32 protein-coding genes and 2 tRNA genes are annotated in these 26,257 nt (G+C 61.3%); 28 read left to right on the top strand and 6 right to left on the bottom strand.

The window, feature by feature from the left end:
* Positions 1-28: 28 nt before the first annotated feature.
* The 6 genes from rplR (at position 29) to METAC_RS22570 (ending at position 4,027) form a co-directional block, all read left to right on the top strand.
* A complete protein-coding gene (rplR, locus tag METAC_RS0106175) occupies positions 29-391 on the top strand; it encodes a 50S ribosomal protein L18 (protein ID WP_026606351.1) in 363 nt (120 codons plus the stop codon).
* 80 nt (positions 392-471) lie between these two features.
* Positions 472-1,047 (top strand): 30S ribosomal protein S5, encoded by a 576-nt coding sequence (gene rpsE / locus METAC_RS0106165; RefSeq protein ID WP_036255333.1) that lies wholly within the window; start codon positions 472-474, stop codon positions 1,045-1,047.
* Between the two features lie 11 nt (positions 1,048-1,058).
* On the top strand, positions 1,059-1,256 hold the full coding sequence (rpmD, locus tag METAC_RS0106160; protein WP_026606348.1) for a 50S ribosomal protein L30: 198 nt from the start codon (positions 1,059-1,061) through the stop codon (positions 1,254-1,256).
* Between the two features lie 25 nt (positions 1,257-1,281).
* Positions 1,282-1,773, top strand: a complete 492-nt coding sequence (rplO, locus tag METAC_RS0106155; protein WP_026606347.1) for a 50S ribosomal protein L15 — start codon at positions 1,282-1,284, stop codon at positions 1,771-1,773.
* Between the two features lie 284 nt (positions 1,774-2,057).
* The gene (gene secY / locus METAC_RS0106145; protein ID WP_026606345.1) at positions 2,058-3,392 is read left to right on the top strand and encodes a preprotein translocase subunit SecY; all 1,335 of its coding nucleotides are present in this window, start codon (positions 2,058-2,060) and stop codon (positions 3,390-3,392) included.
* Positions 3,389-4,027, top strand: coding sequence for an adenylate kinase (locus METAC_RS22570; RefSeq protein WP_051335416.1), 639 nt, complete (start codon positions 3,389-3,391; stop codon positions 4,025-4,027). The genes secY and METAC_RS22570 overlap by 4 nt, the downstream gene beginning before the upstream one ends.
* 207 nt (positions 4,028-4,234) lie before the next feature.
* Here METAC_RS22570 and METAC_RS0106135 read toward each other — a convergent pair whose 3' ends face one another.
* Positions 4,235-4,684 (bottom strand): RrF2 family transcriptional regulator, encoded by a 450-nt coding sequence (locus METAC_RS0106135; protein ID WP_026606344.1) that lies wholly within the window; start codon positions 4,682-4,684, stop codon positions 4,235-4,237.
* A 705-nt stretch (positions 4,685-5,389) separates the two neighbouring features.
* Here METAC_RS0106135 and METAC_RS0106120 point away from each other — a divergent pair.
* The 4 genes from METAC_RS0106120 to METAC_RS0106105 all read left to right on the top strand — a co-directional run bounded on the left by METAC_RS0106120 (position 5,390) and on the right by METAC_RS0106105 (position 8,761).
* Complete coding sequence (locus METAC_RS0106120; RefSeq protein WP_026606341.1) at positions 5,390-6,238, top strand: indole-3-glycerol phosphate synthase TrpC; 849 nt, start codon at positions 5,390-5,392, stop codon at positions 6,236-6,238.
* Positions 6,239-6,324: 86 nt separating this feature from the next.
* On the top strand, positions 6,325-6,750 hold the full coding sequence (locus METAC_RS0106115; protein ID WP_026606340.1) for an SxtJ family membrane protein: 426 nt from the start codon (positions 6,325-6,327) through the stop codon (positions 6,748-6,750).
* A 9-nt stretch (positions 6,751-6,759) separates the two neighbouring features.
* The gene (locus tag METAC_RS26740; RefSeq protein ID WP_198017174.1) at positions 6,760-6,909 is read left to right on the top strand and encodes a DUF5989 family protein; all 150 of its coding nucleotides are present in this window, start codon (positions 6,760-6,762) and stop codon (positions 6,907-6,909) included.
* A gap of 10 nt (positions 6,910-6,919) precedes the next feature.
* On the top strand, positions 6,920-8,761 hold the full coding sequence (locus tag METAC_RS0106105; protein ID WP_026606339.1) for a carbamoyltransferase family protein: 1,842 nt from the start codon (positions 6,920-6,922) through the stop codon (positions 8,759-8,761).
* A 7-nt stretch (positions 8,762-8,768) separates the two neighbouring features.
* Here the strand turns inward: METAC_RS0106105 and METAC_RS0106100 are convergent, their stop codons facing one another.
* Complete coding sequence (locus tag METAC_RS0106100) at positions 8,769-9,941, bottom strand: SGNH/GDSL hydrolase family protein (protein ID WP_026606338.1); 1,173 nt, start codon at positions 9,939-9,941, stop codon at positions 8,769-8,771.
* Between the two features lie 52 nt (positions 9,942-9,993).
* The gene (locus METAC_RS0106095; RefSeq protein ID WP_245257428.1) at positions 9,994-11,121 is read right to left on the bottom strand and encodes an SGNH/GDSL hydrolase family protein; all 1,128 of its coding nucleotides are present in this window, start codon (positions 11,119-11,121) and stop codon (positions 9,994-9,996) included.
* Between the two features lie 22 nt (positions 11,122-11,143).
* Between METAC_RS0106095 and METAC_RS26350 the strand changes: the two genes are divergently transcribed.
* The 10 genes from METAC_RS26350 (at position 11,144) to METAC_RS22560 (ending at position 16,620) form a co-directional block, all read left to right on the top strand.
* Entirely contained in the window at positions 11,144-11,440 is a 297-nt protein-coding gene (locus METAC_RS26350; RefSeq protein WP_198017287.1) for a hypothetical protein, read from the top strand.
* A gap of 13 nt (positions 11,441-11,453) precedes the next feature.
* Complete coding sequence (locus METAC_RS0106090) at positions 11,454-12,212, top strand: SIR2 family NAD-dependent protein deacylase (RefSeq protein ID WP_026606336.1); 759 nt, start codon at positions 11,454-11,456, stop codon at positions 12,210-12,212.
* 288 nt (positions 12,213-12,500) lie between these two features.
* Positions 12,501-13,082 (top strand): cold-shock protein, encoded by a 582-nt coding sequence (locus METAC_RS0106085; RefSeq protein ID WP_036255331.1) that lies wholly within the window; start codon positions 12,501-12,503, stop codon positions 13,080-13,082.
* 130 nt (positions 13,083-13,212) lie between these two features.
* On the top strand, positions 13,213-13,737 hold the full coding sequence (locus METAC_RS27035) for a DUF192 domain-containing protein (protein ID WP_245257427.1): 525 nt from the start codon (positions 13,213-13,215) through the stop codon (positions 13,735-13,737).
* Positions 13,738-13,828: 91 nt separating this feature from the next.
* Positions 13,829-13,905 (top strand) — tRNA-Pro (locus tag METAC_RS0106075).
* A 66-nt stretch (positions 13,906-13,971) separates the two neighbouring features.
* Positions 13,972-14,277, top strand: coding sequence for an ETC complex I subunit (locus METAC_RS0106070; protein ID WP_026606334.1), 306 nt, complete (start codon positions 13,972-13,974; stop codon positions 14,275-14,277).
* Between the two features lie 21 nt (positions 14,278-14,298).
* Positions 14,299-14,375, top strand: a tRNA-Arg gene (locus METAC_RS0106065).
* A 93-nt stretch (positions 14,376-14,468) separates the two neighbouring features.
* The gene (locus tag METAC_RS0106060; protein WP_026606333.1) at positions 14,469-14,906 is read left to right on the top strand and encodes a hypothetical protein; all 438 of its coding nucleotides are present in this window, start codon (positions 14,469-14,471) and stop codon (positions 14,904-14,906) included.
* A gap of 71 nt (positions 14,907-14,977) precedes the next feature.
* Positions 14,978-16,126 carry a DNA cytosine methyltransferase gene (locus METAC_RS0106055; RefSeq protein WP_026606332.1) on the top strand — a complete coding sequence of 383 codons (1,149 nt, stop codon included), beginning with the start codon at positions 14,978-14,980 and terminating at the stop codon, positions 16,124-16,126.
* Positions 16,123-16,620 carry a very short patch repair endonuclease gene (locus METAC_RS22560; protein WP_342446940.1) on the top strand — a complete coding sequence of 166 codons (498 nt, stop codon included), beginning with the start codon at positions 16,123-16,125 and terminating at the stop codon, positions 16,618-16,620. The genes METAC_RS0106055 and METAC_RS22560 overlap by 4 nt, the downstream gene beginning before the upstream one ends.
* Here the strand turns inward: METAC_RS22560 and METAC_RS0106045 are convergent.
* Positions 16,610-16,978, bottom strand: a complete 369-nt coding sequence (locus tag METAC_RS0106045; protein ID WP_026606331.1) for a hypothetical protein — start codon at positions 16,976-16,978, stop codon at positions 16,610-16,612. The two genes, METAC_RS22560 and METAC_RS0106045, sit on opposite strands and share 11 nt — an antisense overlap.
* 195 nt (positions 16,979-17,173) lie before the next feature.
* Here METAC_RS0106045 and METAC_RS22555 point away from each other — a divergent pair, with 195 nt between their 5' ends.
* Entirely contained in the window at positions 17,174-17,704 is a 531-nt protein-coding gene (locus tag METAC_RS22555) for a P-loop nucleotide/nucleoside kinase family protein (RefSeq protein ID WP_051335414.1), read from the top strand.
* Here the strand turns inward: METAC_RS22555 and METAC_RS0106035 are convergent.
* Complete coding sequence (locus METAC_RS0106035; protein ID WP_026606330.1) at positions 17,701-18,036, bottom strand: (2Fe-2S) ferredoxin domain-containing protein; 336 nt, start codon at positions 18,034-18,036, stop codon at positions 17,701-17,703. The two genes, METAC_RS22555 and METAC_RS0106035, sit on opposite strands and share 4 nt — an antisense overlap.
* 373 nt (positions 18,037-18,409) lie before the next feature.
* Here METAC_RS0106035 and METAC_RS27430 point away from each other — a divergent pair, with 373 nt between their 5' ends.
* The 7 genes from METAC_RS27430 (at position 18,410) to METAC_RS0105995 (ending at position 25,877) form a co-directional block, all read left to right on the top strand.
* Complete coding sequence (locus tag METAC_RS27430; protein WP_026606329.1) at positions 18,410-19,378, top strand: septal ring lytic transglycosylase RlpA family protein; 969 nt, start codon at positions 18,410-18,412, stop codon at positions 19,376-19,378.
* 257 nt (positions 19,379-19,635) lie between these two features.
* The gene (locus tag METAC_RS0106020; RefSeq protein ID WP_245257550.1) at positions 19,636-20,790 is read left to right on the top strand and encodes a D-alanyl-D-alanine carboxypeptidase family protein; all 1,155 of its coding nucleotides are present in this window, start codon (positions 19,636-19,638) and stop codon (positions 20,788-20,790) included.
* Positions 20,768-21,514, top strand: coding sequence for a dTMP kinase (gene tmk / locus METAC_RS22550; protein ID WP_036255330.1), 747 nt, complete (start codon positions 20,768-20,770; stop codon positions 21,512-21,514). Before METAC_RS0106020 ends, tmk begins: the two co-directional genes overlap by 23 nt.
* On the top strand, positions 21,504-22,607 hold the full coding sequence (locus tag METAC_RS0106010) for a DNA polymerase III subunit delta' (protein ID WP_026606327.1): 1,104 nt from the start codon (positions 21,504-21,506) through the stop codon (positions 22,605-22,607). Before tmk ends, METAC_RS0106010 begins: the two co-directional genes overlap by 11 nt.
* 65 nt (positions 22,608-22,672) lie before the next feature.
* Complete coding sequence (metG, locus tag METAC_RS0106005) at positions 22,673-24,232, top strand: methionine--tRNA ligase (protein ID WP_026606326.1); 1,560 nt, start codon at positions 22,673-22,675, stop codon at positions 24,230-24,232.
* 47 nt (positions 24,233-24,279) lie between these two features.
* Positions 24,280-25,083, top strand: coding sequence for a TatD family hydrolase (locus METAC_RS0106000; RefSeq protein WP_026606325.1), 804 nt, complete (start codon positions 24,280-24,282; stop codon positions 25,081-25,083).
* Positions 25,080-25,877 (top strand): MBL fold metallo-hydrolase, encoded by a 798-nt coding sequence (locus METAC_RS0105995; protein ID WP_026606324.1) that lies wholly within the window; start codon positions 25,080-25,082, stop codon positions 25,875-25,877. Before METAC_RS0106000 ends, METAC_RS0105995 begins: the two co-directional genes overlap by 4 nt.
* Positions 25,878-25,939: 62 nt before the next feature.
* Here METAC_RS0105995 and METAC_RS26340 read toward each other — a convergent pair whose 3' ends face one another.
* Positions 25,940-26,104, bottom strand: coding sequence for a hypothetical protein (locus tag METAC_RS26340; RefSeq protein ID WP_156898124.1), 165 nt, complete (start codon positions 26,102-26,104; stop codon positions 25,940-25,942).
* Between the last annotated feature and the right edge of the window lie 153 nt (positions 26,105-26,257).

Genomic DNA, 26,257 nt, shown 5'->3' with positions numbered 1-26,257 from the left:
GCCAACACAGGTTCGAGGAGCCAGCATCATGGCGAAAGATAATGCGGCGACGGATCGGCGGCGGTCGCGAGTACGGCGGTCTCTGCAGGCGCGGGCCTATGGCAAGCCGCGGCTGTCGGTTTTCCGATCGTCGAAACAAATTTATTGCCAGATCATCGACGACGAGGCTGGACGCACGCTTGCGTCTGCGTCCTCGCTCGAGAAAGCCAATCGGGAAAGCCTCAAGACCGGGGCGACCGTCGAGGCGGCGAAGCTGATCGGCAAATTGATCGCGGAACGCGCGACCGAGGCCGGCGTCAAGGAAGTTGTCTTTGACCGCGGTGCCTATATGTATCATGGCCGGGTCAAGGCCTTGGCCGAAGGGGCGCGCGAAGGCGGCCTCAGCTTTTGATGGAATTCGGAGCCCGCGCCGAGAAGACGCCGGCGCTTCGGCTCGGAATTGGAACAGCGGATTGAAGGCGGAACAAAGATATGGCGCGTGAGGGTGAAGGCGGCCGCGGCCGCGACCGCGATCGGGAAGAGCGCGATAGCGAATTCGTGGATCGTCTGGTCCATATCAATCGCGTCGCCAAGGTGGTCAAGGGCGGTCGGCGCTTCGGCTTCGCTGCGCTCGTCGTCGTCGGCGATCAGAAAGGCCGCGTCGGCTATGGCCATGGCAAGGCGCGCGAAGTGCCGGAAGCGATCCGCAAGGCGACCGAATCCGCCAAGCGCGGCCTCATTCGGGTCCCGCTTCGGGAAGGCCGCACCTTGCATCACGACGTGAACGGCCGCCACGGCGCGGGACGCGTTGTTCTTCGGGCGGCCCCGGCCGGAACCGGCATTATCGCTGGCGGTCCGATGCGCGCCGTTTTCGAAACGCTCGGAATGCATGACGTGGTCGCGAAATCGCAAGGGTCGTCGAACCCTTACAACATGGTTCGCGCGACCTTCGATGCGCTGCAGCGGGAGGATTCTCCCCGCGCGGTCGCCGCCCGGCGCAGCCTCAAGGTCTCGACGCTTCAGGCCCGGCGCCAGGGCGGCGAGGCCGAGGCCGGCGCCGATTCCTAAGGAGCTTTATTGTGACCACGAGCGCACAAGCTAAAATTACGGTCGAGCAGACCAAAAGCCCGATCGGGCGGCCATTCGCGCAGCGCGCGACGCTGATCGGGCTCGGCCTCAATAAGATTGGGCGGCGGTCGACCCTCGAAGACACGCCGGCCGTGCGCGGCATGATCGCGAAGGTCGCGCATCTCGTCCGCATCGTCGACGCCGCGTGAGACGAGATCAGGGAAAGCCACGACAATGAAATTGAATGAAATCGGCGACAATCCGGGCTCCTCGAAGTCGCGCATGCGCGTCGGCCGCGGCATCGGGTCGGGCAAGGGCAAAACCTGCGGACGCGGCGTCAAGGGCCAGAAGGCGCGGACCGGCGTCGCGATCAAGGGCTTCGAAGGCGGTCAGATGCCGCTGCATCGCCGGTTGCCGAAGCGCGGCTTCTGGAATCCTTTCTCGACCGATTACAACGAGGTCAACCTCGGCCGCATTCAGTCGGCGCTCGACGCCGGCAAGCTCGATGCGGCCAATCCGGTGACGATCGAGGCGCTCGTCTCTGCGGGCCTGTGCTCCAAGCCCCGTGATGGCGTCAAGATTCTCGGTGTCGGCGCGCTGAACGCTAAGCTTGCTTTTGAAGTCGCGGCCGCATCGAAAAGCGCCGTCGCAGCCATCGAGGGCGCAGGCGGATCGATAACGCTTCTCGCTGCGGCCGATTCTACTCCGCCCGCGGAACAAGCATAATCAAATTGCGGGGCGGGCTTTTGCCTCGCTCCGCCGATGGGCTATGATGCGGCCGCGCGGTCGTGTTTGCGAAACTGGTGTGGCGGGACCGTGAGGCCATCTCGATGGCGGAATGCATTGCGCCGCGTCGCGGACAGTGCGAAATGATCCTTCGGATCGCCACGAGGTCCGCGCCAGCGCGGCCGGCGAGCCTGTTTCGAGTTCGGCCCGACGCCTGGCGCTGCCGAAATCGGCGACACAATAAGAACAAATTGTCTGGCGCCCGCGCGCCTTGGGAGCAATAGATGGTATCGGCGGCAGAGCAGCTTGCGGCGAATGTCAACTGGAGCGCCTTTGGCAAGGCCGAGGAGCTCAAGAAGCGCATTTGGTTTACGCTGGGCGCCCTTATCATCTATCGGCTCGGCACGTATATTCCACTGCCGGGCATAGATCCCGCCGCCTTCGAGGCGAGCTTCACCAATAACCGCCAGGGCGTGCTCGAGCTTTTCAACATGTTCGCGGGCGGCGCCGTGCAGCGCATGGCGATCTTCGCCTTGAACATCATGCCTTATATCTCGGCCTCCATCATCATCCAGCTTCTAACGTCCGTTTTTCCGACGCTCGAAGCCCTGAAGAAGGAAGGCGAGTCCGGGCGCAAGATCATCAATCAGTATACGCGATATCTGACTGTCGTTCTCGCGGCTTTCCAGGCCTATGGCATCTCGATCGGACTCGAGGGACAGGCTGGCGTCGTTACGGAGCCCGGCTGGTTTTTCCGCGTTTCCACCGTGCTGACCCTGATGGGCGGGACAATGTTCCTGATGTGGCTCGGCGAGCAAATCACCTCGCGCGGCATTGGCAACGGCTCGTCCTTGATCATCTTTGCGGGCATCGTCGCAGCTTTCCCTTCCGCGATCGTGAATACTTTGGAGCTCGGACGCCAGGGCGCGATCTCGACCGCTCTGATCCTCGGCGTCATGGTCATGTCGGTCTTGGTCGTCGCCTTCATCGTCTTCATGGAGCGCGCGCAGCGACGCCTTCTGATCACCTATCCAAAGCGACAACAGGGCAATAAGATCTACGAAGGACAGACGTCCTTCCTGCCGCTGAAGTTGAACACATCGGGCGTCATACCGCCGATCTTCGCGTCCTCGCTACTGCTTTTGCCGACGACCATCGCCAATTTCTCGCAAAGCCAGGGTGGGACCGGCATCCTCGCGACGATCTCGACCTACCTCGGCCACGGCCGGCCGCTCTATCTCATTCTCTATGTCTCGCTGATCGTGTTTTTCGCCTTTTTCTACACGGCGATCGTCTTCAACCCGACCGAGACGGCCGACAATCTCAAGAAGCATGGCGGGTTCATTCCGGGCATAAGACCCGGCGAGCGGACGGCGCAATATATTGACACGATCCTGATGCGCATCACCGTGCTCGGCGCCGGCTATCTCGCGCTTATCTGTCTCTTGCCCGAAATGCTGATCTCCTATGCGGCGCTGCCCTTTTATTTCGGCGGAACGTCGCTTTTGATTGTGGTCAGCGTGACGATGGATACGGTCGCGCAAATTCTCAGCCATTTGCAGGCCCATCAATATGAGGGGCTCGTCAAGAAAGCCAAATTGCGAGGACGACGCAGATGAGGCTTGTGATTCTGGGACCGCCCGGCGCCGGAAAAGGCACTCAGTCGGCGCGGCTCAGGGACAAGTATAAGATCCCGCAATTATCGACGGGTGACATGCTGCGCGCGGCGGTGCAGGCAGCGACGCCGATCGGGCTCAAAGCTAAAGCCGTCATGGATTCCGGCAGGCTCGTCCCGGACGATACGGTGGTTGGAATCGTCGCCGATCGCATCTCTGAGCCCGACGCGAAGGCCGGATTTATCCTCGACGGTTTTCCGCGAACCGTTAAGCAGGCCGAAGCCCTGGCCGAAATGCTGCGCGCCAAGAATATGGATCTCGACGCCGTCATCGAGCTCAAGGTCGATGAAGAGGCGCTGCTGGCGCGCATCGAGCAACGCGCGCGCGAGACCGTCGCCGGCGGTGGATCGGTCCGAGCCGACGACAATGCCGAAGCCTTCATGGCGCGGCTCGACGCCTATCGCGCGCAAACCGCGCCGGTATCGGCCTATTATGCCGAGAAGGGCGCTTTGAAAACGGTCGATGGGATGGCGCCGATCGACGCGGTTTCGGCGGCTATCGACGACGCGCTGCGTCCAACGTGGGCGCATAAGGTCGGCGCGTTCTTACGGCGCCTCGCCAGCAGACTCTGCGGCTAGTCCGCCTAAGGACTTAGACACGGGGTCCCCGCCCACCGGCTCGCGAAAAGTCCGGCGTCCGCCCGCGAAAATCGCTCGCTCAATTCAGAACGCTCTGGCCGCCGGTCGGTCCCCAAGCATGAAGCGCTCGCCAAACGCGCGCTTTCGCGCCGTCCTAATCATCCTATGACGGATGTCGCCGGAAGCGCTTGCCTTCCGCAGCCGGGATTAGATGTAATACATAAGCTGCGCGTCTTCGCCCGCGCCGAGCGCGCGCATTTCGGCGAGCGTCCGATTGTCGAGAATGGTCGCAATCGCGTCGCGGGCCTCGAGCATGATCAAGCGAACGCTGCAGCGTCTCTCGTCCGTGCAATCATCGCAGCGGCGATAGGACGTCTTGCTCGCGCATTGAATGGGGGCGAGCGGACCGTCAAGCACACGCACGATATGGCCGACTCGAATCTCATGCGCAGGCCGGGCGAGGGTATAGCCTCCGCCCTTGCCCTTTTTCGAGTTGACGAAGCCGGCATTGCGCAGTTCGCCTAAAATCGTATCGAGAAATTTCTTGGGGATGTCGTTCGAGACGGCAATATCCGTCACAAGCGTGGCTTCACCCGGCGGCCGGCCGGCGAGATGAACCATCGCCTTCAATCCGTATTTGCCTTTTTTTGTCAGCATGCAGGCTCCGACGGGAGTTCCCCGGACCTCCGTCGACGCGAGGAGGGACCGCATTTGTACTTATCTTACGGATATGAGGTCAGTTCACAATTGTCCACCAGATTTATAGGCTTACAGAAACATACTGCACAAGTTTCGTGCGTCGAGGGCAAATTTGAAGGCGGTTCGCGCAGATATTCAGCCAAGTTCCAGTTTAGGCAACTTCGGCTTTTGTCCGTGATTCTTCAAGAAATCTTCATCTCAGAAGCTGAGGCTTGGCAAGTCGGAAGCCCGCTCCTGCTTTTTGCAAGGATGCAGCGGCGCATCCAGAGTCCCGGCATGCCTCCCGGGCAAAAGAATATGTCTGTCTTCCAGAGCCCGAGCGCTCATGAAAAATTTGTTCGACTTTTGCAGCGCATGCTCTAGAGCGGGATGACACAGGAAGACCGATTTCCCCGAAAGGGGGCGGTCCGCGCAATCCCATGGAGATCGATCATAATCGCAGTCTTAGATCGATTCGGCTCAAAAGCTGCGTGATCTCGTGGATCAAGGCGTCGGACGCAGCCGATCGAGCGCCTCGCCCCTTTAGCGAATGCGCAGATCGATTGATCTGGCGCGCTCCGGTTGCGATTTGGGGTGCGGCCGGTCAGTCAGGCTGCGGCAGGTTCGCCCCGATTCGCGGTCTCGATCGGACGCCCGCGCGATAAATTGGAAAGGCTTGTTCGAATGGCAGCTGCTGATGGGACGTCGATTGGCCCGAGACTCGCGCCGATTCTTGCGCAGCGTCAGGCCGACATCGACAAGGCAAAGGCGAAGCGCTCCGCCGGCGCCCTGACCGGCATGATCGGCGAAGCGCCGATGACGAAAGGGTTTCTCGGCGCGCTGTTCAATCGGTTCCAGACGAGCGGCAAGCCGGGCGTCATCGCCGACATAAGAGGCGCCTCGCCGCTATCGAAATCGACGCGGTCGCGGCTCGACGTCATGGAGCTCGCGGAAGATTTTCGCGACGCCGGGGCGACATGCGTCTCCGCCTCGCCGGATCGCCGTTTTTTTCGCGGCAGCGTCGCGGATCTCGCGACCGCCAAAGCGGCCAATGTTCCGATTCTCTGTAACGACGTCGTCATCGATATTTATCAGATCTATGAGGCGCGATATGCCGGCGCCGACGCGATTTTGCTGATCGCGAGCATCCTCGGCGATAGACTCGGCGAATTCATGGCCCGCGCCGAATCCGTCGCGCTCGATTCTTATGTCGAGATTCGTGACGAGGCCGAGCTCGAGCTCGCTCTGTCCGCGGGCGCGTCGCTTATCGCGGTTAATAATCGCAATCTCGAGACTCTCGAGATCGACCCGACCGTCTGCGAGCGCCTCTTGCCCAAGATTCCGGCCGACAGGACTTTGGCGGTGGCGTCGGGCGGCGTTAAGAGCTACGAGGACATTGAAAAAATGGCGGGTTTGGGGGCTAAGGCCGTTCGGGTCGGCGGCGCGCTCCTGGAAGCCAAGGACCCGTACGAGGCTCTTCACGCGCTCCTCGGCACCACGCCGCCCGAAGACGAGGAGCAGCCGGCTTCATGAGATGGGCGCGCGGCTTTTGACGGCCGCGCGCGTTTGACGCCATAAGAACGCGTCGCGACGCTATCGGATGGATTTGACGGAATCGCATGCAAACACACGAAACTGTCCTGAGCTTCCGCAAGGTCGCACTTGGATCGGACCGTAAATTCGGGCTGACCTTTGCGCTGATTTTCGCGATCCTCGGCGCTTGGCCCTTGCTGCGCCACGCCGAATCGCCCAAATGGGCGCTGCTCGCCTTGGCCGCATTATTTCTTGCGACGGCGATCGTTAGACCGCGCTGGCTCGCGCCGCTCAATCGCGCCTGGTTTAAGCTCGGCTTTCTCCTGAACAAGATCGCCAATCCGATCATTATGGGCGTCTTGTTTTTCGGAGCGATCGTGCCCTTGGGTTGGTTCCTGCGCAAAAAAGGCGAAGACTTGTTGCGCCTCCAGATCAAGCCGGACGCCGCATCCTATTGGATCGAGCGCGATCCGCCGGGCCCAGCGCCTGGCACGTTGACGAAACAATTCTGAGGAGAGCCAATGTCCATTTTCGCCGAGCTTTTCGAGTTTCTGGGCGCCCGAAAGAAATTCTGGCTGTTGCCCCTCCTGATCCTTTTCCTGATCGTCGGCGGCTTGTTCGTGCTGAGCCAAGGCTCCGTCGTCGCGCCATTCATTTACACGCTCTTTTGAGCGCGCCTTGATGCTTGTTCTCGGCATTTCCGCTTTTTATCATGACAGCGCCGCCGCCCTCGTGCGCGACGGCGAGGTCGTTGCCGCGGCGCAGGAAGAGCGGTTCACCCGCAAAAAGCATGATCCGGGATTTCCGGTCCATGCGATCCGCTATTGCCTAGAGGCGGCGCAGGCCTCAGGAGCGTCGGTCGATCGCGTCGCCTTTTACGAGAAGCCGTTCCTGAAATTTGAGCGTCTGATCGAGACCTATCTGGCCTTCGCCCCGCGCGGATTCGAATCGTTCCGAAAGGCGATGCCTTTGTGGATCGGCGAGAAGCTTTTCCAGCGCGATCTTCTTCTCCGCGAACTTTCCGCGATCTCGCCGGAACTGGGCGAGAAAGCCAAGCTCCGATTTTCGGAACATCATTTTTCGCATGCGGCGTCGGCCTATTATCCTTCGCCTTTCGAATCTTCCTTGGTCCTGACCATGGACGGCGTCGGCGAATGGACGACGACCTCCGCGGCGATCGGCGACGGTCGCTCGCTCGCCATTCACAAGGAAATTCATTTCCCGCATTCGCTCGGGCTACTCTACTCCGCGTTTACCTATTACACGGGCTTCAAAGTTAATTCGGGCGAATATAAAGTCATGGGCCTCGCTCCCTATGGCGAGCCGAAATATGTCAAGGATATTTTGGAGCATCTCATCGACGTTAAGCCGGACGGATCATTTCGGCTGAACCTCGATTATTTTAACTATTGCACCGGGCTCACCATGACGGACCCGCGGTTCGACGCGCTTTTCGGCGGGCCGCCGCGCCGCGCTGATGAAGCGCTCGAGCAGAGGCACATGGATCTCGCCGCCTCGATCCAGGCGGCGACCGAGGAAGTGGTCCTCCGCCTCACCCGCGCTCTCGCCGCGGAGACCGGACTTCGCAACCTGTGTCTCGCCGGCGGCGTGGCGCTCAATTGCGTCGCCAATGGGAAGGCGCTGCGCGACGGCCGCTTCGACAATATTTTCGTCCAGCCGGCCTCGGGCGACGCCGGGGGCGCCCTCGGCGCAGCGCTCGCCGTCTATCACGACGAAAATCCTGACGGCGGCGCCACAAGGATCATCAAACGCCCGGACGCGATGCAAGGCTCCTATCTCGGGCCCGCCTACGCGCAGTCGGATATCGAGCGTCGGCTCGAGGCGGCTGGAGCCGTCTTCAGCACGGTCGACGATCAGGCGCTCATTGAAAAGACGGCCGCGGCGCTTGCAAGCGGGCAGGCGGTCGGCTGGCATCAAGGCCGCATGGAGTTTGGCCCGCGCGCACTTGGGAATCGCTCGATCCTCGGCGACCCGCGCTCGCCCATCATGCAAAAGGCGCTTAATCTCAAGGTGAAATATCGCGAAAGCTTCCGTCCCTTCGCGCCGTCGGTCTTGCGCGAGCGGGTCGCCGACTGGTTCGAGCTCGACGTCGATTCGCCCTATATGCTTCTCGTCGCCAATGTCAGAGATGAGCATTGCCGCAAAATGTCGACCGACGAGCAGGCCTTGTTTGGCATTGACAAGCTAAATGTCCCTCGGTCGGACATTCCCGCTGTGACCCACGTCGATTATTCGGCGCGCATCCAGACTGTCCACCGCGAGACCAATCCGCGTTATCATGCGTTGATCAGTCGGTTCGAGCAGCTGACTGGTTGCCCGGTGCTGGTGAACACAAGTTTCAACGTGCGTGGCGAACCGATCGTCGCCACGCCCGAGGACGCATTCGCTTGCTTCATGGGAACCGAGATCGAGTTTCTCGCCATCGGAAACTGCATCCTGCACAAGGAGCATCAAAATCCCGCGCTTGCCCGCGACTATAAGAGCGCTTTCGAACTCGATTGACGCGCAGTTATTGCCGGGACAGAAGCTCTCCGCGCTCATGCGTCGCGATGAGCGATTTCAGCATCTCCGCCCGCAGATGGTTGGCGAGCGGAGTTGGGTGTCCGTCGCCTTCGATGGCGATCGCGGCGCCGGCGGCGGCCTCCTTCTCCAGCGTGACGTCGATGACGATCGCTCCGCCGTCCTTCAGACGCTGCATGATCGCCTCATTGTCGAAGGCTGTTCCCGGAAGATAGTTTGGCGCAGCTCGTACGAAAGGCACGACCGTGTCCACGCCATATTTCTCCTTGGCGAGGCGCACCGCCGCGAGCGTGATCTGAATATAGGTCTCGATGTCGTCATGGCTGAGTTTTGACCGAAGCGCCGACATCGATACGCGATAGGCTGCAGAATTCCAAAGCCATTCCTGCAGCGCGAGCCTCCCGCCTTCGTAGCAGGAGCCTTTGAATTGGACGTGGCCGTTCTCGACCTCATAGCGCGGCGCAAGCAGTACCCATGAAACCTTGCATGCCGATCGTTCGGCGTGCCAAGGCGACGTCATGAAAATGAACAGTTTAGGTTGCCGCCCAATAACCGGATCGAAAATCCCGGTTTCGAGTTCGCGCAGAAACTGCTGCGGTCCATAGCCGCCGAAGGCTAGATTGAGAACGCGGTTCTTGCGGTCGAGACTATCGGCGAGTGCTTGCGGCAAGGTGTCCGCGTCGTTCACCCCCAGTCCAAAGGTCATGGAATCGCCGAAGAATACAATCGCGGGATCTGCTTCGTTCGAGTCAGTCCGGCGCAGGAGATTGGCGTCGATTGTGTAGTCGACGCTGTAGATCGTGGCGCCTGTGCTCGGGTCAATCTTCTCAGAATGGAAGCGCCCAGGATGTTCGGGTCCCCAGCCGATCACCGGCCGGCGAACCGTATAGCCATCCGTCGACACAATGATCTGTTTCGGCTCGATGAGATAGGCGATCCCTTCGATGACGCTTGCGCCGAAAGCGAGCGAGACGGCTATCAGGAGCAGATCGCGTAATTTCCCGCGCGCGAGCGAAGCCAGATCAATCAACAGGAAAAGAACGAGGACAAAGCTGAGCAGGCGGAAATAATTGGGAGAGTGATGCGTCTCGATCACTATGACGAACGCGATCAGGATCGGCATTGCCACGAGGCGGAGGGCGAGGAAAAGCGTTCTAGTCATAGGCGAACAGATCTCTTTGGTTTAGGCGTCTGATGAGAGCCAGCGGCTCGAGTCAATCCGGGCGAGACGCAAGGATGGAGGTCATATGCCGCTCGACATAATCCTTTACCAATGAGGCGCGAACGCGATTTGCGAAGGGTGTCGGATGGCCGTCGCCGTTGATCGCTATGAGAGCCCCCGCGGCCTTTTCCGTCGCAAGCGACGCGTCCACCACCTCGGCCCCGCCTTTCGTCAGGCGCTCGATGATCATGTCGTCGTCGAAGCCCGTTCCCGCGAGATATCCGTCCTCGACCCTGAGATATGGAACGAGCGTCGGCGCTCCATATTTTTCCTTGGCGAGGTCGACGGCCGCGAGCAGGATCCGAATATAGAGCTCGACGTCGTCATGCGTGAGCCTGTGCCGATAAGGCTCGATCGCAACCCGATACAAAGCCGTGTTCTCGAGCCATTCGCGCAGCCACAGGCGCGCCCCTTCATTGCACGAGCCCTTGAAGACGATCTTGCCGTTCTCCAGCGCATAGAGGGGCGCATGGGCGGTCCAATAGGATTTGCAGGCGGTTCGCTCCGCATGCCAGGGCGCGGTCAGGAAGACGAAAAGCTTTGGTTTCGGGCCTATGACTCGGTCGAAAAGGCCGGTCTCCATCTCGCGCAGGAATTGCTGAGGCCCATAGCCGGTGAAGCCGAGGTTGAGGACCCGCAACTTGCCGTCGAATGCGTCGGCGAAGGCTTGCGGCAAAGTCTGGGCGTCGGCCACGCCGTCGCCGAAGGTGAAGGAGCACCCGAAAAAGACGACCGTCGGTCCCGACTCGCAGGATTTCGTCGCCCGCAATAAATTGGCGTCGATCGTATAATCGGCCTCATAGATCGACTCGCCGGTTGTAGGATTCCATTTCTTGGCATGGAAGCTGCCCATACGCTCTGGTCCCCAGCCGACGATGGGCTGCTGCACTGACCAACCTCGGGTCATCTCGATCCCGTTTTTCGGCTCCAACATATTCGCCCCGGCCTCGACGAGACTGAGTCCAAAAGCCAAGGACGTGAGAATGAGTAGAAGGTCGCGCGTCTTCCCCCGCGCCAAAGAAGCTGCGTCGGCGAGAAGCAGGAAAACAAAAACGAATGTGGCCAGACGGAAACTGGGGACAGGATGCTTGAGCTCAAAGAACACAATGAGGCCGAGCAAGACGATTATCGCGGCCAGCCGAATGGAAAAAGAAAGGCTTCGGACCATGGGTGGGCTTAACCTGGTTCCTATGAGGGAGATCAAAGCGCTGATACAATTTTCATCGACAGTCTGTCTAGCAACGTTCGGCGACGGCCAATTTTTCCGCGCTAATGCCGCCGCAATCGTCTCGTCAGGAGCGATTTGCGCGGCAAATGGCGGATCGCTAACTTTTGCGCCTGCCGGCGGATCACCTAATTTCACCGAGATTGCTTTCTGGCGGCGTCGTGCGGATTTTCGTGAGCCAGCTGGTCGCGGCTCTGCGGAAATTCGGATCTGATGGAGAATCACAGGTGATTTTGACGCATGTCGACGAGGCCCGCGCGGCGTTGGCCCGCGCGATAGATCAAGCGTCGAGGATCGTGGCCTTTACAGGCGCAGGCATATCGACGGAATGCGGCGTGCCTGACTTTCGTTCGACGAACTCGCCCTGGCTCAAATACAAGCCGATCGATTTCGACGTTTTTGTTTCAAGCGAACTCATGCGGGAGGAGGCTTGGCGGCGCAAATTCGCGCTCGACGACATCTATGCCCAAGCGCAACCGGGACGCGGCCATTACGCCCTCGCCAATCTCGTCGCCAGCGGCAAGGCGACGGCGATCATCACGCAAAACATCGACAATTTGCATCAATGTTCTGGAACGCCTGACGACCGCATTGTCGAGCTGCATGGGAATGGAACCTATGCCTCCTGCCTTTCCTGCGGATTGCGGCATGAGCTCGTCGACATAAGGCGCGGCTTCGAGGCGACCGGCGCCGCGCCCCTATGCTCGGCCTGCGGCGGGCCGGTTAAATCGGCGACGATCTCTTTTGGACAACCCATGCCGGCCGAGGCGATGCGCCGCGCCCATGAGGCGACGGTTGCGTGCGATCTTTTTTTGGCGATCGGCTCATCGTTGATTGTTTATCCGGCGGCTTCCTATCCATCGCTGGCGAAATCACACAATGCGCGATTGGTGATCGTCAATGGAGAGGCGACCCCCCTCGATTCCGAGGCTGACCTCGTATTGCGCGGCGATATTGGCGATATTTTGGAGCCTTTCGCGTCCTGATCAGCGCCAAATCATACGCGAGAGGGCTCTGCGGGCATCGAATACGAGGCCGCCGCACGAAATATTTTCCCAGGACTCCTCAACAGTTGGTCGAGCGCAAGAGTCGCCGCAACGACACAGCGCCGTCATTTTTTCATTCATCCACAAGTTCCTCTTCTTTGGCCGCTTTTGTCGTGACAAGTGAATGTTATTCTCATGTTGAAATGCCCGCCGTAGCGTGATTCGTCGCCGACGCGACAGGCTTGAGGCGGTTTTGGAAGCCACGCGTGCGCATTGAGGGAGGCGTCCTTGGACGACAAAATTCCCGCATCGCTTCGGCTTGATTTCGCGGCCTTTTCGTCGCGCGTCGAAGCTTTGGAGCTCGTCGAAATTTCCGGCCAGGTGAAATGGTTCGACGGCGGCAAAGGATACGGCTTCATTGTGCCGGACGACGGCGGGCCGGACGTGCTTTTGCACGCCACCGTCCTGCGTAAGGACGGCTTCGAGACGGCGCAGGAGGGCATGCGAATCGTCTGCGAGGCTGTCCGCCGGGCTAAAGGCTTACAGGCCTTGAAGATTATCTCGCTCGAGGCGTCGCGCGTCCCCGCGCCAACCGAATGGCGCGCGCCGCGCACGCACGCTCAGGTCTCCTCCGCAGGCGGCTTCGAGATCGTCGTGGTGAAGTGGTTCAATCGCACGCGCGGCTTCGGCTTCTTGACGCGCGGCGAAGGAACGCAGGATATATTTATCCACATGGAAACGCTGCGCCATTATGGAATTGGCGAATTGCAGCCGGGCGAAAGCTTGCTCGCGCGTTTTGGCGATGGCCCAAAAGGCCTCATGGCGGCTGAAGTGCGCCTGCTTAACGCCGCCGGGCCGGTTGCGCATTGAAACTGCCGCCGCTTTTTCATCGCGTTATGAGCGGGCTAGGGGAGGACGACGTGTCGAGCGAAGGTGACGCCGGATCGCGTTGCTCGTATCTTTAGGCTCCGCGATCAGGACAGGATGAAGGGCCTTCGATTTGACCGAGATAGCCTTTGGACGGAGACGCAAGGCGGCGACGGCCGCACGGCTCGCCTTTCTCGCTTTTGCCGTCTTTGGCGCATCGTTGGGGACGTTTCTTTCGGCCGGCGCGCTATGGGCGCAGGCCTCGGACGGCCCCGACCGTGGGCTTGAGACCGCTTCTTTCGCCACGGCGAGCGGCCCGCATGAATTCAAGGTCGAGGTCATGCGCACCGAGCAGGAACGCCAGCGCGGGCTGATGTTTCGCCGGTTTCTGCCGCAGGATCGGGGAATGTTGTTTATTTTCGAGACCGAGCGCCCCGTGGCGATGTGGATGAAGAATACCTATCTGCCGCTCGACATGATTTTTATCGGCAGGAGCGGCGGGGTGGTCAGCGTCGCTGAAAATGCCGAGCCGCTATCGGAAAAGATCATCCCCTCCGGTGGCCCGGTCTTCGCCGTTCTCGAAGTCAACGCCGGCGTGGCGGCAAGGATCGGGCTGAAGCCCGGCGACCTGCTGCGCAGTCCGGAATTCGGCAAGTGAGGCGAACCCGTCTCCGCGCGCCGCCGAACTTGTTTGCCCGGCGCCCCCGTGATAGCGAGAGGCGCGACGACAAAACGCCGTCCATGCGACGCGGGGTATAGCGCAGTCTGGTAGCGCGGAAGTTTTGGGTACTTCAGGTCGCAGGTTCGAATCCTGCTGCCCCGACCATCCCAGCCATGCGAAGCGCGTCGCGATAGATTGATCGAGGCCTTGCACGAAGTCTTGGATGCCGCAATGACCGCACGGATTTACCGCCCCGCCAAAACCGCAACCCAATCCGGCTCGGCTAAAGCCAGAGACTGGATTCTTGAATTCGAGCCGGAGGAGCCTCGCCGGATCGATCCTCTCATGGGCTGGACCGGTTCCGGCGACATGAAAAGCCAGGTTCGTCTGCGTTTCGGCGACAAGGAAGAGGCGATCGCCTATGCCGAGCGAAACGGCTTGGCCTATCGCGTCGAGGAGCATCAGTTGGTCGCCCGCAAGATCTTGTCCTATTCGGATAATTTCAAATCCACTCGCCTCGGCCAATGGACCCATTGAGCTTTTGGCGGGCGAAGGCTTGGCCCCGTAGCTCAGCTGGATAGAGCAGCCGCCTTCTAAGCGGCAGGTCGCAGGTTCGAGCCCTGCCGGGGTCGCCAACAAATATCGCCTCGCGTCATGACGCACCGAGCGAACGACGAACGCCACGCCCGGGGCCTGCGCCGCTTTGCTTCAACGCATAGGTTTTGCCGATGAGCGCCGACGGCGACCAAGAGTCCAACGCAAAAAAGCTCGCCATGATCGCGGAGGCGATGGTTCCCCGCGCTGGCCCCGTCGGCGGCGATGGCGATGCGCCGGCCATGCCTTCCGCGACTTTGGAAGCGCTGAAGATGGCGCATCAATCGGGGGGCGACCTGACGCAGGTCCTCGAGCGCCTGGCGATCGCGCCGGCGTCGCAACCATCGGTCGCTCGACCGGGCGAGCGCGTCGTTACGGCGACGATGGAGACGATCCTCGACGCCGCCGATCTGATCGCCGACACGCGCAGAGCCGCCGCCAAGATCGAAATGCTTGAAAGCGCCCAAAAACAGCTCGCCGAGGCGATCAGCGCGCTGGACCAGCGCCTCCGGGATCTGGAGGGAGGCCGTAGAGATCGGACAACAAATGCGCCGACGGACAGCCAAAGCTGAATGCAATGACGATCTCCGGTGGGCTTTTCGAATCGACGGCCGGCGCGCATAGTTGCGCGGGGTGACGGGACTTGCGCAGCTTTTATGAATTTTTCGCCGGCGGCGGCATGGCGCGGGCAGGTCTCGGGCCTGGATGGACATGCCTTTTCGCCAATGATTTTGATCTCAAAAAAAGCGCCGCCTATCGCCGTAACTGGGGTGCGCGCGAGCTTCGAACCGCCGACATCCGGCTTCTGACCACGGCGCAACTTCCTCATGAGAGAGCCAATCTGGCTTGGGCGTCCTTTCCTTGTCAGGACCTGTCCTTGGCCGGGGCAGGGGCCGGGCTGAATGGCGCGCGCAGCGGCGCCTTCCATCCCTTTTGGGCGCTCATGAACGCGCTGATAGCGGAAAGCCGCGGCCCCGATGTCATCGCGCTTGAAAATGTGACCGGCGCTTTGACCTCCCATGGAGGCCGTGATTTCGCCGCCATTTGCAGCCGCTTTCATGAGGCGGGCTACGCCTATGGCGCGCTGGTCGTCGACGCCGCGCTATTCTTGCCTCAATCGCGTCCGCGGCTCTTCGTCGTCGGCGCACGAAAGTCCCTACGCATTCCGCGGAAATTGCGGGCGAACGCCCCGTCGCCGCTTTGGCATCCCCGTGCGCTCCAAGAGGCGTTCGACACGCTGCCGGAAGGCGTCAAAGACTCCTGGATTTGGTGGCGCATGGCGGCGCCAGCGCTTCGCAATATCGGGCTCGCGGAACTGATCGAAGACGAACCGTCAAGCGTCGCCTGGCGCACGGAGGAAGAAACGCGGCGCCTTCTCGCGCTGATGAGCGAGGTCAATCTCGCAAAGGTCGAAAGCGCGAAATCAACCGGACAGCGGATGGTCGGCTGCATCTATCGGCGCACGCGCTACGACGAATCCGGCGCCAAGATTCAACGCGCGGAGGTGCGCTTCGACGACATGTCCGGCTGCTTGCGGACGCCAGCCGGCGGCTCCAGCCGTCAGCTCTTGCTCATCGTCGAGGGCGAGAGCGTGAAATCCCGCCTGATTTCCGCCCGCGAGACCGCCTGGCTCATGGGTCTGCCGGACCATTATGAACTGCCCAAAAACTACAATGAAGCCTATCATCTGACGGGCGACGGCGTGGCGGTCCCGGTCGTGCGGCATATTGCGGAGCAGATCCTTGAGCCGCTTCTCGCGCAGCTCGGTTCGGCGGCGCAAGCGGCGGCATGATGGAAGCGCGGTCCAAGGCGGCGCTCCGACCGCCGGCCACTGATCCGGCGCGCAGCGCCATCATGCGCGCGGTGAAATCGACGAACACGCGCCCGGAAATGATCGTCCGATCCTTGGCGCATCGGCTCGGATTCCGGTTTCGACTCCATCGAAAAACTCTGCCGGGCTGCCCGGATCTCGTCTTTCCGACGCGGCGCAAGGCGATCTTCGTCAATGGCTGCTTTTGGCATGGGCATGACTGCAAGCGCGGGGCCCGCGCGCCCAAAAACAACGCCGCCTATTGGCGCGCCAAGATCGCTCGCAACGTCACGCGGGACGCACAGTCCAATTCGGCGCTTTTGGCGGACGGATGGGACGTCCTCACGATCTGGGAATGCGAGATCAAGGATTTGGAAGGCTTGGCCGCCCGGCTCCATGCCTTTCTCGCCGGGTCGCCGCGATCGGCCGCCAAGCGAGCAGGTGGGCTTGAAGACCAGCAGGCGCTCAATCGATGAATTTCACGCCGGGCAGGCGGCGCAGGATCGCCCGGTCGAGCCGCCAGATCGGATGAGTCTTGAGAGATTCGCCGAGGGCGCGGCAATCGACAGTCAGATTTTCCAGCCGCCCCGCCGCCTGGGGCGCCTGGTCCGCCAACTCCTCGAAACATTCGTCGGCATAGGAATTGAGATTGCTTGACTCCTCGAGCGCGCGGCTATTGTAGCACGACACGCCGGCCGCGACAGCGCGCACATAGCCGATGACGATCTCGAGAATCTGGCTCTCGTCGCCGTGGGCTTCGACGGAGAGCGAGAAGGGTCCGTCGAGCGGACCGAGACGGCCGTTCTCCAGGGGCGCAAGGATCAGTTTGGTCATTCGATTTGACGATGCCTGCGATTATTGGCGCGCCGGGCGCTCCATCCACCTCCAGCGCTAGCGGCCGCAATCTTATATTTGGCTCGCGTGTAACGAGCTATGAAAATCGTGGTGGTCGGCGTCAATGCGAGGCCACGCCTTCCCCGGAGAAACCATCGACGCTTTGTCGACGTTCGGTACCTACTAGGCGTGAACATGCTCATCGTTTTCAGCGGCATTCCCGGCACAGGCAAAACGACCCTCGCGCGCGCGCTCGCCCGCGAGCTTAGGGCGGTCTACCTTCGCGACGACACGATGGCGCCCCCGATCATGGCGGCCTACGGCGATGACATCGCCGATGTGAGCTATCGCGTGGCCTATGGCGTCGCCAGCGACAATCTGAAACTTGGACACGCGGTCGTCACCGACTCAGTCAACGACGTGAACGTCACGCGCGACGCTTGGCGGGAAGTGGCGCTTGGCGTCGGCGTTCCATTCCTGGAAATCGAGATTGTCTGCTCGGACGCCGCCGAACATCGCCGTCGCGTCGAGAACCGGGTTCCCGACGTTCCAGGGTTGCAGCTCCCCGACTGGGAGGAGATTTGCAACTGGCGAGCCGGTCCTTGGCCTCGCGAGCATGTGGTGATCGACACCGCGAACCGCGCCGTCGAAGACTGTCTAAGGGAGCTGAGGAGCCTCATGCCGAGCCAAAGCTCCGAGCCTCAAGCGTTAGATTTTGAGCGCTAGTCGTCCTCTTCGAGGATCAGATCGGGCAGGGGACGACGGTTCAGCACATGGCTGTGCAGGATCAGCAATAGATTGTCTCCTGAAAGATCATGATACCAGACGCCGTCCGGATGCACATAGGCCAGGGGCTCGCCGGTGCATTTGCCCAGACAGGATCGGCGAACGCAGGAGGCTTCGCCGACGAGCCGCTCGGCGAGGCCCTCATCCAGAAGCTTGAGCCGTAGCTCATCCAAATAGGCCTGCGCCGCGCCGGTGCTATTGCAGCAGGGGCCGGTGCAAACCATCAGCCTTCGGGCCACGGCGGGGCGATCAAAAATATCCAAGATCGGCATATCGGCCCATAGCTCGGCGCGGCGCGCGAAAAGCTATTCCTTTTTGTTTATATAAACTTGTCCCAACCTGGAGCGGCGGTCAATCCAGCGTTTCGACGCGCAATTTACAGCAACTGTTGCACAAATGCATAAGGCATTGAATTCGCTTGACTGCCTTGTTGCCCTAGCGTCCCCGAAGCACTTTCTTCTGCACAGCTAACGCCAAATTTAAGTCTGATTTTCGCGTTCATTGAAGCCCAATGGCAAACGTTGCCCCGGCTTTTAAGCTTTCGGCAACCGAATGAATGCGAAGGTCGGGCCAAGCTCGGCAGGTTTTTGGGGTCGAGCGCGGGCAGGTCGCATGGCCTCGATGAGGAAGCGAGAGGAAAGAACGATGTGGGTCAAACAGCTTTGGCGTTTCCCCCCTAGTCGCTTCATCTGTGAATCCTATTCGGAATCTTCCGCCGTAGATCCAAACGGTCCTGTATCCCCCGCGCCTCGGGGTTTGCTGATCGTCGGATTTATCGGAAGCGCGGCTTTCGGCCTCGGCGGATGCGCGCAGCAACCACAGGTCCAGCGCGTCGCCGCCCATCATTCCAAGGAATATTTTCCATCCTCGAAATATGGCGCCGCGAGCCCGCGCGTCGTCGAATATGGCGAGCCGGTGCCGCGCGGCGGCGGCATGTATATGGTCGGCAAGCCCTATTCGGTAGCGGGCCACACCTATTATCCGAGCGCGAAGCAATATGCGGCGGTCGGCTACGCCTCCTGGTATGGCGACGCTTTCCACGGCCGACGCACCGCGAATGGCGAGGTTTACGATCTCGATTCCATCTCGGCTGCGCATCCCACCATGCCTTTGCCGAGCTATGCGCGCGTCACCAACCTTCGCAATCATTATTCGATGATTGTGCGCGTGAACGACCGCGGGCCGTTCGACTCCAGCCGCATTATGGACGTCTCGCGCAAGACTGCCGAAGTCCTCGATTTCCACGGCGCCGGAACGACCAAAGTTAAGGTCGAATATCTTGGTCCGGCGGGCCTAGAAGGATCGGACGACAATAAGCTTGTCGCAACCTTGCGTAATGATGGGCCGGCCCGTTTTGAAGGCGTGAGCGGCGAAAGCACGATGGTCGCCGAGCGCGCGCCCGTGCGAACAGCCTCGGCCGAGCCTGAATCCGAGCCCGCCGAGGCCGCCGAAACCCCAGCCGTTGCGCCGGCCCGCGCCTCAGCGCCTCTCCCGGTCAGCCGACCTTTTGCCGGAACCGCGCCTTTGCCTCCGGCGCGGCCTTTTGATCTCGCTTCCAATTCCGGCTCGCGCGGGGCCAGCTCCGCGCGCACCCGGCAAGCCAATTTACGCTGAGATTTCGCCGCCGGCGCATTGAAATCGCGCCACGTCCGGTGCAGGATTCGCTGCGTCGTCGAGCGCCGCCTCGGTTGCGGAGCTCGACCGGGGGGCCTCGCCGAAATATCGCGGTTTCATCGGCTTTCCGCGGAATTCCCTTTGGGAGCTTCGGGCGGCGAATTCCAGTGTGGCGCGACGCCAGGGAAGGGGTTTGCGTGATCGCTCTGTTTTCGATCTTCCGTATTTCGCATCTCGTTAGGTTCGCTGCGCCGGCCCTGTTTGCGGCGGCATTTTTCGGCGGCCTTGGGGCCGCCGGCGCGCAAACGCTGCAAACCAATGTCCCCCATGTCATCCTCATGGACTCGGACACGCAAAGCGTTCTGTTCGAGAAGGACGCCGACACGCCGGTGATCCCGGCCTCCACGATCAAGGTCATGACGGCCGAGCTGGTTTTTCATGAAATCGCCGAAGGACGCCTGAAGCTCGACGACGAATTTCTGATCAGCGAGAACGCTTGGCGCTATGGTGGCGCTCCGGCGCGCGGTTCCAGCATGTTCGCCGTCCTCAACAGCCGTGTGCGGGTCGAGGATTTGATCCGTGGGCTCGTGATCGCCTCTGGCAATGACGCCGCTATCGCGCTCGCCGAAGGCGTGGCCGGCTCCGAGGGCGCTTTCGCCACGCTGATGATGAAGCGCGGGCGCGAGCTTGGGCTCACCCATTCCACCTTCACCAATCCTTGGGGCAGGAATGACGCCGACCAGAAGGTCAGCCCCAGGGACATGGTCTTCCTCGCCAATCACGTCATCCGGACCTATCCGGATCTCTATAAATATTTCGGCGAGAAAGATTTTACCTGGAACAAGATCAAGCAGACGAACCGCAATCCGCTGCTGACAATGGATTTCGGCGCCGATGGGCTGAAAACCGGCAATATTGACGCAAGCGGCTATGGCCTTATCGGCTCGGCGGTGCAGAATGGGCAACGCCTGATCCTCGGCCTTTATGGAGCCACGTCCTCTAAGGAGCGCGCCGACGAGGCGCGCAAGATTTTCCTCTGGGGATTCCGCTCGTTTGACACGAAGACGATTTTTCAAGCTGGAGAAACGATCGGATACGCCAAGGTTTATGGCGGCAATGTTTGGGAGGTTCCTCTCGTGGCCGATGGCGACGTCAAGGTTCTGACGCCGCGGACGGGAGGCGAGAAGCTGACTGGCCATGTCGTCTATAATGGACCTTTGATCGCGCCGGTTGACGCCGGCAAGCCGGTCGCGCATCTCAAGATCACGCGCGGCGCGGTCGAGGTGCTCGACTTGCCGTTGAAGACGGCGTCCGCAGTCGAGGTCGGCTCGTTGCCGCGGCGGGCGATGGACGCGGGACTCGAATACGCGACCGTCTTGTTTCGAAAATATGTCGTCAAGAAAAATGATTGAGGCTGCGCCGGAAGCCCAGGTTTCGCAGAACGAGGTTTGCAACGAAAAAGCCGTCCGGCCGCGAGGATATTTCATCACGCTCGAGGGCGGCGAGGGGGCCGGCAAGTCGACCCAACTTAAGCATCTTGTTGAGCGCTTGCAGCAAGCGGGCGTCCATGCGATCGGCACCAGGGAGCCGGGCGGTTCGCCCGGCGCCGAGATCCTGCGACAGGTCCTTCTTTCCGGCGCCATTAAGCCGCTCGGCGCCGCCGCGGAGGCCATTCTTTTTGCGGCGGCCAGGATCGACCACATCGACCAAACCATAGAGCCCGCTTTGCGCGCGGGCGCCTGGGTCGTCAGCGATCGCTTCGCCGATTCGACCCGCGCCTATCAGGGCGCGCGTGGCCTTGATCCGACATTCCTGCGGGCCCTCGAGCGTGTGACGCTCGACGGTCTACGGCCCGCTCTGACCCTGATTCTCGATCTGCCGCCGGAAGAGGGGCTAGCGCGTGCGGACCGGCGGCGGCGCCCCTCTGAGCCGCTCGATCCGTTCGAGAATGAGACGCTCGAATTTCACCAAAATCTATGCGCCGCCTTCCGCGCGATTGCAGAGGCGGAGCCAGACCGCTGCGTTCTGATCGACGCCGCTGGCTCCGAGGCGGAAGTCGCCCAAGCGATCTGGGACGTCGTCTCGCATCGGTTTCCGGTTCAGCTCCTTCCCAGGGAGGGGGCGCTTGACGCCTAGGCCGCGGACCCCCCCAGCGGAACAGGCCGCGCCCGAGGCGGATCGTTTCACGGATGCGCCGCATCCGCGCGAGACCTATGCGTTTTTTGGACATGCCGAGGCTGAAGCCGAGCTACTGCACGCCTATCGCTCGGGGCGATTGGCTCAGGCTTTCGTCATCGGCGGTCCGCCGGGCGTCGGCAAAGCGACTCTGGCCTGGCGATTCGCGCGTTTCCTCCTCGCCGACGCGGAGATAGCGAGAACTCATGGCGACTTGGCGCAGGATCTCTTCGTGCCGAGAGAGCATCCGGTCGCAGGCCAGATAGAATCTCTCTCTCATCCCGATCTCTTTCTGCTGCGGCGGGCATGGAACGAGAAGACCAAGAAGCATTTTACCGAAATTCGCGTCGATGACGTGCGCAGCGCCATCCATATGTTTCATCAGGGGGCAGGCCGCGGCGGCTACCGCGTATGCATTGTCGACAGCGCGGAGGATCTGAACGCCTCCGGCGCCAATGCGCTCTTGAAGCTGATCGAGGAGCCGCCGCCGCGCTCGATCTTCCTGATTGTCGCCCACCGGCCGCACCGAATTCTTCCAACGATCAGGTCGCGCTGCGTCAAGATCGCGCTACGGCCGCTCGGTTCCCTCGACATGACTCGAATCGTGACCGAACTCGGGCCGCCCTGGTCCGAGCCCGACGCGGCCGCGCTCGAGGCGGCGATCGGGCGTTGCCAGGGCTCCATGCGCGATCTTTTGCGTCTCCTCGGCGGCGGAGTCGATATTGACGCAGATGTCCATCGGCTCCTCGATCGGCTGCCGGCGGTCGACTGGCGGTCCGTGCATTCTCTCGCCGAGCGCGTCGCGCCGCGCGACCGAAGCGATGACTTCGAGACTCTGCTTGTCGCGGTCTTGGATTGGCTCGACGACCGGCTGCGGCGAAGCGCTCAGGCCGGGGAGGGCGACGCCTTGCGGCGCCTTGCGCCTTACGCGGAGGTATGGGAAAAAGCAGCCGAGACCGCGCGGGAGATCGAGACCCTCAACCTCGACAGGCGCCCTCTCGTTTTCTCCATCTTGGCCGAATTGGCCGCCGCCGCTCGGGCTTCCTCAAACTGACGCCGCTCGGGGCAAGACAAAGCTTCCGTTGAGGGCCGCCGCGCGCGAACCTGAGACTGTCGCCCATGTCCGCCCGCCCGCGCTTTTACATCACGACCGCAATTCCCTACGCCAATGGCGCGCCTCACATCGGGCACGCCTATGAGCGAATCGCGACCGACGCCATCGCCAGGTTCAAGCGGCTCGACGGCCACGAGGTCCTGTTCGTCACCGGGATGGACGAGCATGGCCAGAAGATGCAGCAAACGGCGGCGCGACAAGGATTGACGCCGCAGCAGCTCGCCGATCGCACCGCGGCTCAATTCGCCGAAATGGGCGACCTCCTGTGCGCTACGGCCGATGACATCGTGCGCACGACGCAGGACCGTCACAAGGCCGCCGCCCAAGAGATCTGGAACCGGATGGCCGCCGCCGGCGACATCTATTTATCGAAATATCCGGGCTGGTATTCCGTTCGCGACGAGGCGTTTTTCGACGAGTCCGAATTGACGCAGGGGCCGGGCGGCGCGCGGCTCGCCCCGACCGGCGCGCCGGTCGAATGGGTCGAGGAGGAGAGCTATTATTTCAAGCTTTCCGCTTATGGCGATCGCCTGCTTCAGCTCTACCGCGATCGGCCGGATTTCATCACGCCCGAGCATTATCGCAATGAAATCGTCGCCTTCGTCGAGCGCGGCCTAATTGATCTTTCGATCAGCCGCTCGACCTTTGGCTGGGGCGTGCCGGTTCCCGGCGATTCGAAGCATGTGATGTATGTATGGTTTGACGCGCTGACAAATTACATCACCGCGACGGGTTTTCCTGATCCTGACGCGCCGCGAGCGAAATTTTGGCCGGCCGACGCGCATGTGATTGGCAAGGACATCACGCGGTTTCACGCGATTCATTGGCCCGCAATCTTGATGTCTGCCGGCCTGGCTCTGCCCAAGCAGATTGTCGTGCATGGCTTTCTGTTCAATCGCGGCGAGAAAATGTCGAAATCCGTTGGCAATGTGATCGATCCCTTCGCCTTGGTTGAACATTACGGCGCTGATCAGTTCCGCTATTTCTTTTTGCGCGAAGTGCCTTTCGGCCAGGACGGCAATTATTCGCATGAGGCGATCGTCAACCGGATCAATTCCGATCTCGCCAATGATCTCGGCAATCTGGCGCAGCGCTCCCTATCGATGATCGAAAAGAATTGCGCAGGCGCCTTGCCCGCGCCGGGGCCGCTGACCGAAGCGGATCTGGCGATCCTCGCCCAGGCCGCGGCGCTCCCGGCCAAGTCCCGCACGGCCATGCAGGATTATTCCTTGCATGCCGCGCTGACCGAGATTTGGCGCGTCGTCGCCGAGGCCAACCGCTATTTCGCGTCGGAGGAGCCATGGATCAAGCGAAAGACGGATCCTGAGCGGATGCAAACCATTCTCTACGTGACGGCGGAGGTCTTGCGCATGATCGCGATCGTGACGCAGCCGTTTATGCCGGGCTCGATGGCGCAGCTTCTGGATTTGTTGAGCGTCGCGCCCGAGGCGCGCGGCTTCGCGCAGGCGGAGGCGGCGCAGGCCCTTGAGCCGGGCGCGCGCTTGCCGAAGCCCTCGCCGATCTTTCCCCGCTACGTCGAGCCGGAAGGCGTCGCCGCAGGCTGAACGGAGCCAGTCGCAGGCTCGAAAAATCCGAACTATTGAGGCAGCCTTTGTTGATCGACAGCCATTGCCATCTCGATTTCCCGGATTTCGCCCCGGAGCGCGACGCCGTCGTCGCGCGGGCGCGCGCCGCGGGCGTGATGCGAATGATCACAATCTCGACGCGTATCGACAAATTCGCGGAGATCAGCACGCTCGCCGAGGCTTATCCGGATGTGTTCTGCACCGTTGGCGACCACCCGGAACACGCCAATGAAGGCGCCGAAGCGACCCTCGATCGTCTCACAACGCTGGCGCAGCATCCAAAATGCGTTGGAATCGGTGAAACCGGCCTCGACTACCATCACGATAAAGTTCCGCGCGACACTGCCGAGCGCGTCTTCCGCACCCATATCGCCGCGGCGCGTCAAACCGGCTTGCCGGTCGTCGTCCACGCCCGCGACGCCGACGCCGACGTCGCCGCGATCCTCGCCGACGAAATGGGGAAGGGACCTTTTAAGGGTCTGCTGCATTGCTTCACTTCGTCCATGGCGCTCGCCGAGGCCGCGCTTTCTCTTGGCCTCTATATTTCCTTCTCCGGAATCGTGACGTTCAAAAACGCGAGCGAAATCCGCGACGTCGCGCGCGCAGTCCCGCTGGATAAGTTGCTGGTCGAGACGGACGCGCCCTTCCTTGCGCCGGTTCCTCATCGCGGCGGACGCAATGAGCCCGCCTATGTCGCGGCCACGGCCGAATTTATCGCTGGCCTCAAGGGCGTTTCGATCGCAGATCTGGCCGCCGCGACAAGCGCCAATGTGCTTCGCCTTTTCGATAAAATGTCGCGGCCGGACAGCGCCCGCGAGGACGCCGCGTGAGCCTCACGATCACCATTCTCGGCTGCGGCTCTTCCGCTGGCGTCCCACGGGTCGGCCAGGGCTGGGGCGCCTGTGATCCAAACAATCCGAAAAACCGTCGGCGGCGCTGCTCGATCCTTGTGGAGCGCGCGGAAGGCGGCGACGCCAAGACTCAGGTGCTGGTCGACACCTCGCCTGATCTTCGCGATCAATTATTAGGGCTCGGCGTCAGCCGTCTCGACGGAATCCTGCTCACTCATGCCCATGCCGACCATATCCATGGCATGGATGACGTCCGGCCGTTGGTCATCATGGCCCGCCGCAAGATCGACATACATATGGATGCGCCGACGTCCGCCCGGGTTCGGACGGCTTTCAGCTATATTTTCGAGACGCCTCCCGGAAGCCAGTATCCGGCGCTGCTGAACGAGCATCGCCTTTTCGCCGGCGAATCCGTCACGATCGACGGACCCGGCGGCGCCGTGGAGGCCTTGCCGTTCCAGCTCGAGCACGGCGACATAGACGCGCTCGGATTCCGTTTTGGCAATGTCGCTTATTCGCCAGACCTCAACGCCATTCCGGTCGAAAGTCGTGGCTTTCTCGAGGGGCTCGACATTTGGATCGTCGACGCCTTGCGCTATACGCCGCATCCCAGCCATTTCTCTTTGCCGGAAACCCTGGATTGGATCGCCAAGCTGCGACCCAAGCGCGCGATCCTCACCAATATGCACACGGACCTCGATTTCGAGCGGCTCAAGGCGGAGTTGCCTGCCAATATCGAGCCGGCCTTCGACGGCATGCAGATCCTGGCGTGAGCGCGGATCGACTCCGACGGCAGATCCTGCTTAGTTAGGTTCCATAATATTGATTATGCGAATCATCCTCTAGGGTAGCCCCCTTCGGCGTTGACGCGCCCCGCGCGCAGAAAGCCTTGCGACATGCCGAAGCGCGCCCTGATCCGGCGTTCAGCCTGCTCCGAGGGAGTCGCGGCCCTTTGCGCGGCGGAGCGAACGATCTCGAACCCAGCGCGCTTTAGCCGCATAGAAAGCTCAAGCGTACTGCAAAGTTCTCGGAATCTCTTTGTTTCCACGCGTTATATCCGTCTGAAGAAGCCCTAACTTTTCGCCATCACGGTCTAGCCAAGGCGCTGAACAATTGATATATTTGTTCAAGGCTGGGACTATTGGCATTCATA

Source organism: Methylocapsa acidiphila B2 (genome assembly GCF_000427445.1).
Lineage (GTDB): Bacteria > Pseudomonadota > Alphaproteobacteria > Rhizobiales > Beijerinckiaceae > Methylocapsa > Methylocapsa acidiphila.
Note: the sequence above shows the minus strand (reverse complement) of the source record. Positions and strands in the feature narration are given on the sequence as shown.